Genomic DNA, 12,092 nt, shown 5'->3' with positions numbered 1-12,092 from the left:
ATTCGCTAGCCTATCCGTGTAATGTGAAGGGTTTGGTGATGTATGAAACAAGGTTTGCAAATATGGCTGCTTCTCGTGCTCGCTTTGCCGATGTGTGCAAACAGCGCTGAAGCGGGGCAGCATGTTTATAGCGAACACTGCGCGAGCTGTCATGGCAAAAACCCAGAAGTGGTGACTTTTGCTGATTTGCGAGGCATTAGTGAGGGAGAGCTTGCGTTTATGATTAGCGGCGGTGGCCAGATGCCTGCAGTACCGCTTACCCCAGAAGAGTTTGAGCAGTTATTGGCATACTTAGCCAACCTAGAGTATTAGCGCCGCCGTGCTTTTTTGTGTTGCGAGAACCGAAATAGGTACAAAGAATTACGAAGCAACATGCTTGTTATAAACACTAATACCGGGAAAATTGCCCAGCCCTGTAAATAAAGCCCCGACGCAATAATCCAAAGCCCTAATGCACAAATAACCACATAAGCTAACAAGCCAATCTTAAGCTTGTGGCGTTTATACCATGGCTTGCGGACCACGAACCAGAACCACCCCACGGCAATTAAGCTGGGTACAACCCAGTTAACCATGGCAAGAGGTAAACTTGGGATGGGCATAAACTCGCTGCCACCGCCCCACAACCAGCTAGAAGCGTAAATAACAGCGTAAAAAGCAGCGCACGTAATAAGTGCGAGTTTAAAAAGCAAAACACACTTATACAGCGTCATGTTGCCGCCTTAGCTTTGCGCCAAGCTTGTTCGAGGGTAGCTTTCACCCATATACCTGCGAGTAGCATAATTAGGAGCACATCCGCAAAGCCTACCAAGCTGTCGATAAACACAGCTGCCAGAGAAGTAGCAAACAGAAACAGTGAAATCGGAAGCACAAACCAGCGGTCATTTAATGCCACAGTCGCCCGAAAGCTCAAAATTGCAATGACAATAGACCAAGGCCAAGCGACTAGCATTGAAAGCGGCCAGTGAATAACAGCATCGAGCGTTGCCGCTAGGAAAATGGCCAAGCCGATGTGCCACAACAAACTTAATCCCAGTACCCGTGGCCATATCGCCATGGCTGCCAAAAACCAAACAGGCTGCTGGGTTACGGCTTTTGCTGGCTTCAATGCATGACTAAATGCCAAGACCGACAATACGAGGGGAAACCCAATGCCTGGCATCATTGGCTTATTGGTAAACCCTTCAACTACGCCAACCGTAAACCCTACGGACGAGCCAACACCGACCGCTACCAACAACTGGCCAAAAAACCGCAACTGAAACCGTTGATAAATTCCGAAGACAAGCATTCCGAAAAAAACCGACCAAGGCCAAATGATCAAAAAGTTCACAAGGCCCTGCTGCCAACCGTTTAGCGCCAATAAAACCTGCTGAGCTTCCTGCCAATAAAAGTACACCGAAAAAACGGGAGTAATCAGCATTGAGACGATTAATGCTTTGGCCCACCCCTCTACACCTGGGCGAAGCCAGATATCACCTAGCCTTTTAACTGGTTTCATAAAAGTCCTTTGCAAAGCTGTATAGGTGTATTATTGTATTAATACAGACAACAAAATTCTAGGTTTCGCCATGCAATTGGAACTGCTACTGCATGTTGATGTAGGGGCTAGCACGCCCATCTACCAACAGCTAGTTGAGCAAATCAGCAGGCTTATTGGCACAGAGCAACTACAACAAGGCGATGACATGCCTTCGGTACGTAAATTAGCCGCTCATTTTGCCGTAAATCCAATGACCATCTCGAAAGCCTATGGCCAGCTTGAGCAACAAGGATGGCTAGAGCGCCAGCGTGGCAAAGGGATGAAAGTTGCCCGGCGCCAAGCCCTAACGCCAAGCGAGCGTATGGCGCAGCTACAACCCAGCATTGACCAACTACTCGCCAACGCCAAACAACTAGGCGTAGACGCCCCTAGCCTACTAAAGGCCATTGAAGACGCCCTGAGTCAACAAGGAGTAAAAGAATGTTAGAAGCCAAAGGACTAAGCAAAACCTTCAACAACAAGGCAGTTCTACAGGGCGTTGATTTAACCCTTGAGCCTGGGCAGATATTAGGGCTACTAGGGGTAAACGGCGCCGGTAAAACCACACTTATTCATTCGCTGCTTGGCTTGCAAAAACCTGATACAGGCACTGCCAATGCTTTTGGCAAACCAGCCTGGGATATGCCAAACGAGCACAAGCAGCGTATTGGCTTTGTGGCGCAAAGCTTCGATGCCCTACCCTCAATGAAGGTGAATAGGTACCTTGAGTTTATTGGCCGCTACTACCCTAACTGGCAAACCAGCACTGTTGAGACTCTGCTAGCCAAATGGCAGATTGACCCAAAAGCACGCCTTGGCAAACTCTCTGGTGGCCAGAAACAACGCCTTGCTATTATTTGCGCCGTTGCGCACGACCCAGAGGTACTGGTACTAGATGAGCCAGCCGCATCACTCGACCCAGCGGCGCGCCGACAATTAATGGCAGACCTAGCAGACTTAAATGCCGAATCAGACAAAACCATATTGTTATCAAGCCATATTGTTAGTGATATCGAGCGCATTTGCTCACACGTCGCCATCTTGCATCACGGTAAAATTACCTATGCCGGCGACATCGATGAACTAAAAGCCAGCATTGTAAAACTCACCATCACAAGCCAAAACATACTTCCAGAAAGCCTGCCGATTGCTGGCATTATTCGCCAACAATGCCATGGTAAATTCGCCGAAGTAATCGTCGCCAATGGCAAAGAACTAAACACTGAAGCACTGTCGCAAACGCTTAATGCCCAAATTACTGTCACGCACCTCAGCCTTGAAGATATTTTGCTTGAGGTGACCAAATGACTAGCGTTTTAGCATTGCCAAAAATGGCCTTGGTAAGCAACTCGCGATACTGCTGGCTCACATTATGTTTGGCATTGTTCTACATTTATTTGTCGGCGTTCGCCGGTGTTGCCAGTTATTACACCGAACTCTATGCCTTTGCCATGCTGTTCTGGGCCTACCAGTATCAAGTTATACAACTGCGTAAATCAGCCACATTGGTGTTTGTGCCTGGCCTGTTTCAGCAATACTTTAATGCCTGTTTTGGCCAGCTCTATTTGCTTATTTTGCTGAAATTTATCGTAACCTGGCAAACCACCAGCTTCGCCGATGCCGTTGCCATTACCGGCTGGCTACTGTTATTACACCTAGGCATGGCTTGGGGCGGGGTAAAAAGCAATGTCGCCTCACAATGGCCGATCTACGCGCTTATACCGCTACTGCTACTAGAAATTAACGTCGTAGATTATTGGCGCTGGCCTAGTGCCATGTTGCTGCTCATTATTGTTGCCACTGCACTCTCACATATAAAAATATGTCGGTTGCACCAGCAGCGAGTGAATCAAGGTACAGACCTAGACCATTATGAATGGCGCTGGCTGCCAGCAACCACCAATACCAATGTTATCTTGCTTAACCCATTGCTGCGCTATGCTATTTGGGGCAAACATGCTGCCGTCGCTGGCGTAATGCTGGTTGCACTCTTTGTTGGTTTATCTTTTCCCATGATCAGTACCGTGCGCGAGCTAGGGTGGGCACCATCGGATGGTTGGTTTATTGGCAGTTGGTTTATATTGATTGCTTGCTCGGTGCTTCCGAATACCAGTGAGCAGATTACTAAGATTTGGCAGCTGTTGCCCATATCTCGCGCAAAGATTATCCAACAACTAACCATCACCTTTATTGGATTGCTACTAGTACAGCCGTTTATCATGCTGGTGGCTTGGCTGGTTTTGCCAACACCAGAAAACTTTGCGGTAATACTGCCAAGCCTTGCGATCACCAGCATTTTTAGCTGTGTCATGCTGGCATGGGCGCTCATACCAACCGAGAACCGCCTGTGGCTTATAAGCGTTAAGTTTATCGGCTCCGGCGTACTACTTTTTGGATTTATTGTTTTAAACACCACTTACCCAATGTTGTTCGCCATTCTTGGCGCCATCAGCGTGCCAGCAGCCGTGCTACTGCATAGCCGCTGGCGCCAGAAATTACTGTAAGGAGATAACCATGAAACAGAACAAAGGACTATCAATCACCATAGCCAAAGAGCATGAAGGCTTAGCCGTATTGCTGCTGTTTGTTGGCGGTGTGGCACTCTTCACCACTGGGCTCTGGCTAGGTGGTGCCGCGAGTTTGTTAGTTAACCTTTTTTAGGAGAATGCAGAATGGAAACGCAACTAGGCCTGCTTGCAGCAGGCTTGATTCTTTTGTCGGCAATGATTGGCTTAATACCACCTTGTCGACAGCTTTTGGTCAAATTCGCTCCACAAATGAATGCAACGTCAGTAGTGCCAGCCGTGGTATGCATGAGCCTAGCCTTATTCGGTATCAACTGGCCAAGCTGGCTATTAAACACTCTCTTTGGCGTGGGTGCAGTGCTTTTTTTGGTCACGGTAGGCAGTGCGTTAGCAACATTAGAGAATGCTAACCGCAAAGCGTCTAATCAATAATGTAAGTTAGACACCCATCAGTAACACGCTTAATGTAAGTTAGACACCCATCAGTAACACGCTTAAAAATCGGCTTAAAGTGGTGGGTGTATAGCTGACCTTTGTTTAAACAGCGAACTCTAGAGTAACTCATTGCCCTGCTTGACATTCTTCTCCCTCGCCCAAATAATTGTTACGTTATAACATTAGGTAGCATAGAGGCGCATCATGATTTCATCTGATTGCACAGTCTTGACTAATATCTATCAAGATCACTGCAATTTGGCGGTATGGCAACGCCAAGACCCGCTTGCACACAATACGCATTGGCTGCGAACCATTGCACCTTTGCGCTTTACCGCCAAGGTTGATGATGTACCCGGCGTGCTGCACCAACATCTGCCAGACCATGAAGATAAAGCCAAACTTAGCGAAGACATTTGGCTCTTGGCCGATATGTATAGCAGCTTGTTTGAGTTAGAAAATATAGGTGTAAGGCTGCAACCGCTTGAGCGTGCTATGTGCCCCAAGTTCCATTGCGACCGAGTGCCCGTGCGCCTAATTACCACCTATGGCGGGCCGGGTACTGAGTTTATGCACCAGCCAGTGAAACAAATTCACTCGGGTGATGTTGCACTATTGAAGGGCACCGCTTGGGAGGGCAACGAAGAGAACGGTGTTATTCACCGCTCTCCTGCTGTGGCAAATGATGAGTTTCGTTTAGTGCTAACCTTGGATTTTGTAGGCTAGTTTCACTAAACAAACTTCGCCGTTAGGGCTTGCTGGCTTTCGCGCATGGCTTTCAGCTGCTCTATTAGCACGCGCATCTCCCCGGCCGGGTCTTGGCTTTCTAGTTGTGCCATCCAGTCTGGTTCACTGTAAGCACCCGACTGATCTGGTGCACTATTATTTTGTGACGGGCTAGCCGCGTTGTCGGGGGCTGGCTCGGGCGGTGGCGTGGTGTTATTAGCGCTATACTGAACCGCAACAGTTTCCCATTTCACATTAGTGGTGGAGGCGTAGCTGTTTCCACCAAACTGGAAGGCAACGTTTTGGTTCAACTCGCCAGCATCACTAACGGCGACCAGTGATTGGTTGGCGCCTTCATCGAACACATTAGGGTTTACCGACTGCACAGCCAGTTCACCATTGCCTTGCATAAAGAGAATATCTTGAAGGAGCTGGTCTAGCCCTTCGTCGTTGGCAAAGTTGGTGGTGCCATTGGTAGGAATGCCGTTGGCTTGTGCATTATTAACGCCTTCTGCCACTTCGCTCCCGCCATCGCCACTGTTATCTACATCATCTACATCATCTACATCATCTACATCATCTACATCATCTACATCATCTACATCATCTACATCATCTACATCATCTACATCATCTACATCATCTACATCATCTACATCATCTACATCATCTACATCATCTACATCATCTACATCATCTACATCATCTACATCATCTACATCATCTACATCATCTACATCATCTACATCATCTACATCATCTACATCATCTACATCATCTACATCATCTACATCATCTACATCATCTACATCATCTACATCATCTACATCATCTACATCATCTACATCATCTACATCATCTACATCATCTACATCATCTACATCATCTACATCATCTACATCATCTACATCATCTACATCATCTACATCATCTACATCATCTACATCATCTACATCATCTACATCATCTACATCATCTACATCATCTACATCATCTACATCATCTACATCATCTACATCATCTACATCATCTACATCATCTACATCATCTACATCATCTACATCATCTACATCATCTACATCATCTACATCATCTACATCATCTACATCATCTACATCATCTACATCATCTACATCATCTACATCATCTACATCATCTACATCATCTACATCATCTACATCATCTACATCATCTACATCATCTACATCATCTACATCATCTACATCATCTACATCGTCAATGTCGTCGACTTCACCTTGGCTAGCAAAGTTCATTTGCTGCATAGCGAGCACTTTGCCGTCTTCGGTTAATGCAACACCCGTGGCAGTGACCTCTGCTTTGGCTTGGTTATTGTGGTCGGTCATGGTGAAGTTGCCCATGATGGCGTCAATCGACAATGCCCCAATCCCCATTTCTTCAAGGCTTTGCAGCTGACCGCTGCCATCATCGTTTTGTGTCCACAACGATAGTTGAGCATAGGCAGTATCGCCTTCATCAATCCAGCCATTACCATCGTCATCCAGTTCGGCAAGCTCGGCATAGCCGTTGCCACTTAACGCGCCAAACAACTCACTGCCATTGTTGAGTTCACCATCGGCATTTTTGTCGAACACCAAAAAACCCGTACCACTGGCTAGCTGGTTAATATTCTCCGTCTCACCATCGGCATTTAGATCGAATTCAAACGTTGTATCTTTTAGGGCGGGTACGCCACCAGCAAAGTTAAGCACCAAGGGGTCGATCCACTCGGTTGTCCCTTTAACGGTATCGGTAGAGGTTTCAGCGTAGTGGCGCTGAAGTTCTAGGCTCATCATAAAATTGATTTCGCGGCCGTCTTCTGTGGTAACTGTGCCAAGCGTTTCAATCGCAAGCTGCTCAGATTCAACCAGAGTGCGCTCTTCTACCATATCAATGCTAAAGGTTACTTTGGCACTTTCCGCCAGCTCTTCCGCGGTTAGGTCATCACCAAATGCACCTTGCACACTTTTGATATCCACCGATGTAGCAAAGGTTTCTGCCACCATGGATTGGATAATCTCTTGGTGCTGGTGAACTTGCATACTGGCAGGGTCGTCTAGCTTGGTGACCACACTCTGGCTGTTCAACACCGACTGCTGGCTCGACAGTCGACTGCCCGCAGCAGTAATGCTGACATCATCCTGCAGCGTGTCGTCGGCTTTTGCCATACGCTGCTCGGCGCTTATTTTAAGTTGTTGATTGCTCTGCTCTGCGAATTCATAACTGCGGGCACTGCGAGCTTGTAGGTCCGTGCTTACAATCTTCATGGCCGCGTCCTCAACGGTTTCTGTAGTGTTGAGGCTTTCGGCGGCTAGCTAAAGAGTTTTATATGCAATTGGTTATTATTTGTTCAGCCCTGTAACCGGTAGGTGTTCAATTATTTGCGCCACCTTACCCAAGCGGTGAACTCTCTACCCAGCGGCTTGCATATCCACCAAGCCACCTTTGCTTAGCTCTAGCACGCGGTCGGCTACATGGAAGTAGCGGTCGTCGTGGCTAACCACAATGAGGCTGAGGCCAGCGGCCTTGAGCTCGGGTAACAGCTCTTCGTAGAACATTTTGCGGAAGTATGGATCTTGGTCGGCGGCCCATTCATCTAGCACCAAGATATCGCGGTTTTCTAGGCAAGCGGTCACCATGGCAAGGCGTTTGCGCTGGCCGGTGGATAAGTCAACAACAGAGAACTGGCCATTGTGCACGCTAACAATATGGTCTAACTGCAATCGTTTCAGCCAAGCGCGTGCGGCTTCATCTTGCTGATCATTAGGTTTTAATGCTGCTTGCTCAAACAAGTGAAAATCGGTCAGCACGGCCGAAATCATCGCCCTGTATCCGCGGCGGTTGTCATCAGTAATCGCCGTATTATCTATGCTGATTTGACCACGCGCCGGCTGAGTTAATCCGGTTAACAAGCGCACAAAGGTGGTTTTACCGGCGCCATTGTGACCAACTAAAAACACTAGCTCTCCACGGTTGATCTCGGTCGATACCGGGCCGAAGTGGAACTGACTATTACCTGGGTAGTCATACTCTACGTCTGCTACCCGAATGCGCTGCCAATCTTGTTTAAGGGGGGCATCATGCGCTTCAGTGCGGGGTTCAGGTAGCTGCAGCTTTTGCATTTTTAGCAGGGCTACTCGGCCAACTAAAATGCCGGGCAGCTGGTTCATCGCCATGTTCAAAGGTTGGCGCACGAACAGTAGGGTGAGCGCAAACGCCGTGCCTTCGCCTAGTGTGCCAAGGTCCCAATAAAATACCGACCAGAAACTTAAACCGATTAGAGCCAAAATCACCGTGGTCATCATATGAATATTTACAATGATGTAGCGGTCGGCTTTGGTGCGATAGTCTCGCGAAAGGCGCGCCGGGCCATGCATCACGGCTTTCACTAGGCGCTGGCCACGCGACTCGTTCAGTAGCAGTTCTTTATGGCCATCTAGCACTTTTTCATAACCACCAAAGAGGTCATCTTCGAGCTCGCGCTCTTTGCGCAGCAATGCCTGAAAACGGCCAGTCAGCACCTTACCAACAATCGAAATGGCACCCAGTGCGCCTAATGTGATCGCGGCTAACTGTAAGTTCAGCCAAAACATATAAGCAAAGCCTGCCACAACTAATGTTACGCCATATAAGAAGAATGGCAGCATGACAAACCCATCTTGAATGCTGCGAATGTCTTTGGTGATGCTGGCATAAATTTTATTGCGCCCAAGCGATTGAATATGCTCGTATTCAGAGCCCAAAATTTGCCCCAGCATGCGCCCACGTAGCTGATACACCACTCGGTAGCTCAAGGTGGTCATCAGCCACTGTGCCACCACCGCCAGCACAAATGCCGACAGCAAAATACTGAAAAACATCAACGTGTGGTCAGCAAAAAACTGGCCTTCGGTCACCACGGTTTGGTTAATAAAATTGATTGCACCAATGTTGGCAAAAGCACTAGCGAAAACAAAAATGAGGCCGACCAGCACGATCTTTTTATTGGTTCGAAAGAGGGTGTAGATAAGTTCCATAGCGGCCTATTCCTGTTGCGATGAAGGGCTTGGCAGTCTATAACTACTGAATAAAAATACAACGCCAGTGCGATAATCGGCAGCGCATTACCTGTAACCCTAGGTTGATAAATGACCCTTTATGACTTTTTAGCCCAGCATAGTAACGCTGAAAACGCTCATTGGATGCGCAAGTATCTGCGCGACCAATACGACTTTTTTGGCATTAAAACCCCGCAGCGAAAGGCATTGGTAAAGCAGTATTGCAAGCAGTTTGGTGCACCATGCGACTACTGGCAGTTGTGGCAACAAGATAAGCGTGAAATGCAGTATGCCGTGATCGACCTACTTGATCGCCAGAAGCAGCTACCGGAAACCATGTTTGCCGAGGTCGAGCGTTTGGTTTTACACAAAAGCTGGTGGGATACCATCGACCCACTCGCCGTTCGAACGGTAGGTAAGCTAGCGCAGCAGCATGATGCCAGAGAGTGGATTGCAAAGTGGCGCACGAGTGAGGATTTTTGGCTGCGCCGTGTGTGCTTGTTGTTTCAATTAAAATATAAGCAGCACACAGATGTTGCCTTGCTGCACAGCTTAATTGCCGAAAACCAAAGCAGTGACGAGTTCTTTATTCAAAAAGCCATCGGCTGGGCCATTCGCGAGTTAAGCAAGACCAATCCTACTGCCGCAAAAGAGATATTGCATAGCTGTGAATTATCGCCACTAAGTGTTAGAGAAGGCAAAAAATACCTATAATTTTTTATTGAAAATAACTCAATAAAATATATATTTTATTTATATTAATTAATTATTTGTCATTTTTTACTTTCTACATCCAATTTGGCGATTTGGCTTCAATTTCAAATAGCGCAAAGTCATACATAGCCCGTGCTTGAGCTTCGTTGATAAACGGCAAGCGATGGACGCCGCCTGCTGTGACCCAGTCGATGCTCATTAAGCCGCGTCGGCGCATCAGTGGTGTTTGCAATAGCGAAGGCTGCTGCAGTTTCGCAAGCGGAATCAGGGTAGTTTTCTTCCCTAGCCAGCCACTTTGCAGGTAAATAAATTCGCCATCCATCGCATAGCCCCAACGGCGCCAGCGCAGGTAATACAAGCCAGCTAACAACACCGCAGGAACTAACATCCAAACGCCTGCACTCCAGCCTGCTAGCAAAACAACCACTGTCGTAGTCAATGCAACCAGTGGCAGCCAATACCAGGTGGCGTAAACGGCCAATAGCCATTTACTGGCTTGAGTCATTTTAATGTTGCGGTCGCGCTGGGCGTACACGTCATCTAATAGCGCTTGGCTTTCGCTACTGGTCACAGCAGGCACTAAAATGTTCTTCGACTCAAACATACCGCCAACTTGCGAGTAGCGTAATTGGCGGCGGCGCAATAGCATATCTAACCAGTCTTGCTGCACCGACACTTCCTGAATACGGCTGATGGGCATTGCCACTTCTTTGCGGCTCAATAAGCCCATTCGGGCTAAGTATCTATCGCCATCTCGGTATAGTTTAAAGTCGTAATAGCTAATCACCGCAATCACAATAGAGAATAAGGTGAGCACGAACATTAGCATGGCAAATAATGCCAACAATGTGACGAGCCACTGCCAAATGGGCAGCGAGCCGTCATTGAAGATGCCTAGCTGATATAACAAAGGCTCAATACGGTCTTCAATGTAGCCATAAAATGGAAACAAGCCACCTATAATCAGCCAGCCACGGTTTGAACCTATGCCATACATGACCAAGTCGCCCACACTACGCTGATTCAGTAGCGTGGCGTCTTGGTGTTGCTGGTGAAGGTGTTGCTGGTCATGTTGCGGCGGATTGTGTGCGCTTGGCACGGTGGTGCGAACCGCTAGCACCTCAGCTTTTATGCGCTCAGCAAACTCGGGTTTTAGCGCCACCAGCATGATTTCTTGGTCGGAGCTGCCAGCACTTTCAAGAATCAACTGGCAGTGCCCAGTGAGGCGAAAATACCAAGGGTGCTCTATTCGAACGTTTTGCACGCGATCAAACGGCAGTTGGAGCAATTGTTTATTGAATACACCGGTGCGTAAATCAACCCCATTATTGTCTAGCTGATAGCTCACCATTCGATAGCTTACCCAGGCCCATAAGATAGACAGCGCAAGCAGGCCAATCACAACACCTGAGGTGATCAAGAGGTGCTCAAGAATGTACTGGCGAAACACAATGAGTGGGATTAACCAAGAAAATACGTTGCCTAGCACGTGGTACCAGGTACGGGCGACATAGAATAACACCGCTATCGGCGAGAGTTTTTGCCAGCCAGTCTCAAACATCGCTAGCGCCCTGATCGACATGTTGCTCAGCTTTATACGCCAGCACAAATTGGCGAAGTGCTTCCGCCCGAGCAAGGGTTAGCCCTGGAATGCTAAGCGTATGCAGTTCGCCACCGGCACTGAACAATGCCAAGGTTGCCAAACCGGCGCGGCGCTCCAGCGGCCCGCGCTCTACTTCGATGTGCTGAACGCGCAGCAGAGGTTGGGTAGTAATGCTGCGCCAGTACCAACCGGCTCGCAGGGTAATATCGTGCTCACGCACGCCATAAGCGAGTTTGCGATTGGCAACAAAGCGATAGCCAGCAAAGAGTACAAATAAAACGAGCGTGGCACCTAGGGTATAAGGCGCGACATCCCGCAAGAAAACCAAGTCAAACCAGGGCTGCCATAAAAAAAATGCCGACACCGCTGCCAACACGGCGAACACTAGTGTGTGCATGACTAAACAAAACCAAGCATGCAAGGGGCTAATAGGTGTAAGCGGTATGGATTGCGCTTGTGGCAGCGCCTCTATGGCTTTATTAGAAAAACTCATGGCTGTCCCTAATGGCTGT

14 protein-coding genes are annotated in these 12,092 nt (G+C 48.0%); 8 read left to right on the top strand and 6 right to left on the bottom strand.

All coding sequences use genetic code 11. The features are described from left to right. The first annotated feature begins 42 nt into the window (after nt 1-42). Nucleotides 43-312, top strand: a complete 270-nt coding sequence (locus DUW71_RS08170; RefSeq protein ID WP_119394761.1) for a c-type cytochrome — start codon at nt 43-45, stop codon at nt 310-312. Here the strand turns inward: DUW71_RS08170 and DUW71_RS08165 are convergent. Both DUW71_RS08165 and DUW71_RS08160 read right to left on the bottom strand, forming a co-directional pair. Further along, complete coding sequence (locus tag DUW71_RS08165; protein WP_119394760.1) at nt 309-713, bottom strand: hypothetical protein; 405 nt, start codon at nt 711-713, stop codon at nt 309-311. The genes DUW71_RS08170 and DUW71_RS08165 overlap by 4 nt on opposite strands. Then, the gene (locus tag DUW71_RS08160) at nt 710-1,501 is read right to left on the bottom strand and encodes a hypothetical protein (protein ID WP_119394759.1); all 792 of its coding nucleotides are present in this window, start codon (nt 1,499-1,501) and stop codon (nt 710-712) included. Before DUW71_RS08160 ends, DUW71_RS08165 begins: the two co-directional genes overlap by 4 nt. Nucleotides 1,502-1,571: 70 nt before the next feature. On the opposite strand from DUW71_RS08160, the gene DUW71_RS08155 reads away from it, so the two are divergent. The 6 genes from DUW71_RS08155 (at nt 1,572) to DUW71_RS08135 (ending at nt 5,208) form a co-directional block, all read left to right on the top strand. After that, entirely contained in the window at nt 1,572-1,970 is a 399-nt protein-coding gene (locus tag DUW71_RS08155) for a GntR family transcriptional regulator (protein WP_119394758.1), read from the top strand. Then, nucleotides 1,964-2,830, top strand: coding sequence for an ABC transporter ATP-binding protein (locus DUW71_RS08150; protein WP_119394757.1), 867 nt, complete (start codon nt 1,964-1,966; stop codon nt 2,828-2,830). The genes DUW71_RS08155 and DUW71_RS08150 overlap by 7 nt, the downstream gene beginning before the upstream one ends. After that, complete coding sequence (locus tag DUW71_RS08145) at nt 2,827-4,026, top strand: hypothetical protein (protein ID WP_119394756.1); 1,200 nt, start codon at nt 2,827-2,829, stop codon at nt 4,024-4,026. The genes DUW71_RS08150 and DUW71_RS08145 overlap by 4 nt, the downstream gene beginning before the upstream one ends. A gap of 10 nt (nt 4,027-4,036) precedes the next feature. Next, nucleotides 4,037-4,183, top strand: coding sequence for a hypothetical protein (locus tag DUW71_RS17565; protein ID WP_158583932.1), 147 nt, complete (start codon nt 4,037-4,039; stop codon nt 4,181-4,183). Nucleotides 4,184-4,194: 11 nt separating this feature from the next. Next, nucleotides 4,195-4,479, top strand: a complete 285-nt coding sequence (locus DUW71_RS08140) for a hypothetical protein (RefSeq protein WP_119394755.1) — start codon at nt 4,195-4,197, stop codon at nt 4,477-4,479. Between the two features lie 207 nt (nt 4,480-4,686). Next, nucleotides 4,687-5,208 (top strand): DUF1826 domain-containing protein, encoded by a 522-nt coding sequence (locus DUW71_RS08135; protein WP_119394754.1) that lies wholly within the window; start codon nt 4,687-4,689, stop codon nt 5,206-5,208. A 5-nt stretch (nt 5,209-5,213) separates the two neighbouring features. On the opposite strand, the gene DUW71_RS08130 is transcribed toward DUW71_RS08135, so the two are convergent. Both DUW71_RS08130 and DUW71_RS08125 read right to left on the bottom strand, forming a co-directional pair. Next, nucleotides 5,214-7,493: a hypothetical protein gene (locus DUW71_RS08130; protein ID WP_119394753.1), complete on the bottom strand. Its 2,280-nt coding sequence runs from the start codon at nt 7,491-7,493 to the stop codon at nt 5,214-5,216. A gap of 144 nt (nt 7,494-7,637) precedes the next feature. Continuing rightward, the gene (locus DUW71_RS08125; RefSeq protein WP_119394752.1) at nt 7,638-9,242 is read right to left on the bottom strand and encodes a cyclic peptide export ABC transporter; all 1,605 of its coding nucleotides are present in this window, start codon (nt 9,240-9,242) and stop codon (nt 7,638-7,640) included. 111 nt (nt 9,243-9,353) lie between these two features. Between DUW71_RS08125 and DUW71_RS08120 the strand changes: the two genes are divergently transcribed. Beyond that, a complete protein-coding gene (locus tag DUW71_RS08120) occupies nt 9,354-9,977 on the top strand; it encodes a DNA alkylation repair protein (RefSeq protein ID WP_119394751.1) in 624 nt (207 codons plus the stop codon). Nucleotides 9,978-10,050: 73 nt separating this feature from the next. Here the strand turns inward: DUW71_RS08120 and DUW71_RS08115 are convergent, their stop codons facing one another. Together DUW71_RS08115 and DUW71_RS08110 are read right to left on the bottom strand one after the other, a co-directional pair. Then, on the bottom strand, nt 10,051-11,559 hold the full coding sequence (locus tag DUW71_RS08115) for a PH domain-containing protein (RefSeq protein ID WP_119394750.1): 1,509 nt from the start codon (nt 11,557-11,559) through the stop codon (nt 10,051-10,053). Continuing rightward, nucleotides 11,531-12,073 carry a PH domain-containing protein gene (locus DUW71_RS08110; protein ID WP_119394749.1) on the bottom strand — a complete coding sequence of 181 codons (543 nt, stop codon included), beginning with the start codon at nt 12,071-12,073 and terminating at the stop codon, nt 11,531-11,533. Before DUW71_RS08110 ends, DUW71_RS08115 begins: the two co-directional genes overlap by 29 nt. Nucleotides 12,074-12,092 lie beyond the last annotated feature (19 nt).

This window comes from Salinibius halmophilus, from assembly GCF_003577475.1.
GTDB lineage: Bacteria > Pseudomonadota > Gammaproteobacteria > Pseudomonadales > Natronospirillaceae > Salinibius > Salinibius halmophilus.
This window is presented reverse-complemented; position numbering and strand designations above follow the sequence as displayed.

What these genes read in the sequence shown, in the direction of transcription:
- DUW71_RS08125 (WP_119394752.1), bottom strand. Translation starts at nt 9,242, where the DNA reads ATGGAACTTATCTACACCCTCTTTCGAACCAATAAAAAGATCGTGCTG.
- DUW71_RS08110 (WP_119394749.1), bottom strand. Translation starts at nt 12,073, where the DNA reads ATGAGTTTTTCTAATAAAGCCATAGAGGCGCTGCCACAAGCGCAATCC.
- DUW71_RS08155 (WP_119394758.1), top strand. Translation starts at nt 1,572, where the DNA reads ATGCAATTGGAACTGCTACTGCATGTTGATGTAGGGGCTAGCACGCCC.
- DUW71_RS08115 (WP_119394750.1), bottom strand. Translation starts at nt 11,559, where the DNA reads ATGTCGATCAGGGCGCTAGCGATGTTTGAGACTGGCTGGCAAAAACTC.
- DUW71_RS08135 (WP_119394754.1), top strand. Translation starts at nt 4,687, where the DNA reads ATGATTTCATCTGATTGCACAGTCTTGACTAATATCTATCAAGATCAC.
- DUW71_RS08170 (WP_119394761.1), top strand. Translation starts at nt 43, where the DNA reads ATGAAACAAGGTTTGCAAATATGGCTGCTTCTCGTGCTCGCTTTGCCG.
- DUW71_RS08145 (WP_119394756.1), top strand. Translation starts at nt 2,827, where the DNA reads ATGACTAGCGTTTTAGCATTGCCAAAAATGGCCTTGGTAAGCAACTCG.
- DUW71_RS08120 (WP_119394751.1), top strand. Translation starts at nt 9,354, where the DNA reads ATGACCCTTTATGACTTTTTAGCCCAGCATAGTAACGCTGAAAACGCT.
- DUW71_RS08160 (WP_119394759.1), bottom strand. Translation starts at nt 1,501, where the DNA reads ATGAAACCAGTTAAAAGGCTAGGTGATATCTGGCTTCGCCCAGGTGTA.
- DUW71_RS08150 (WP_119394757.1), top strand. Translation starts at nt 1,964, where the DNA reads ATGTTAGAAGCCAAAGGACTAAGCAAAACCTTCAACAACAAGGCAGTT.
- DUW71_RS17565 (WP_158583932.1), top strand. Translation starts at nt 4,037, where the DNA reads ATGAAACAGAACAAAGGACTATCAATCACCATAGCCAAAGAGCATGAA.
- DUW71_RS08165 (WP_119394760.1), bottom strand. Translation starts at nt 713, where the DNA reads ATGACGCTGTATAAGTGTGTTTTGCTTTTTAAACTCGCACTTATTACG.
- DUW71_RS08140 (WP_119394755.1), top strand. Translation starts at nt 4,195, where the DNA reads ATGGAAACGCAACTAGGCCTGCTTGCAGCAGGCTTGATTCTTTTGTCG.
- DUW71_RS08130 (WP_119394753.1), bottom strand. Translation starts at nt 7,493, where the DNA reads ATGAAGATTGTAAGCACGGACCTACAAGCTCGCAGTGCCCGCAGTTAT.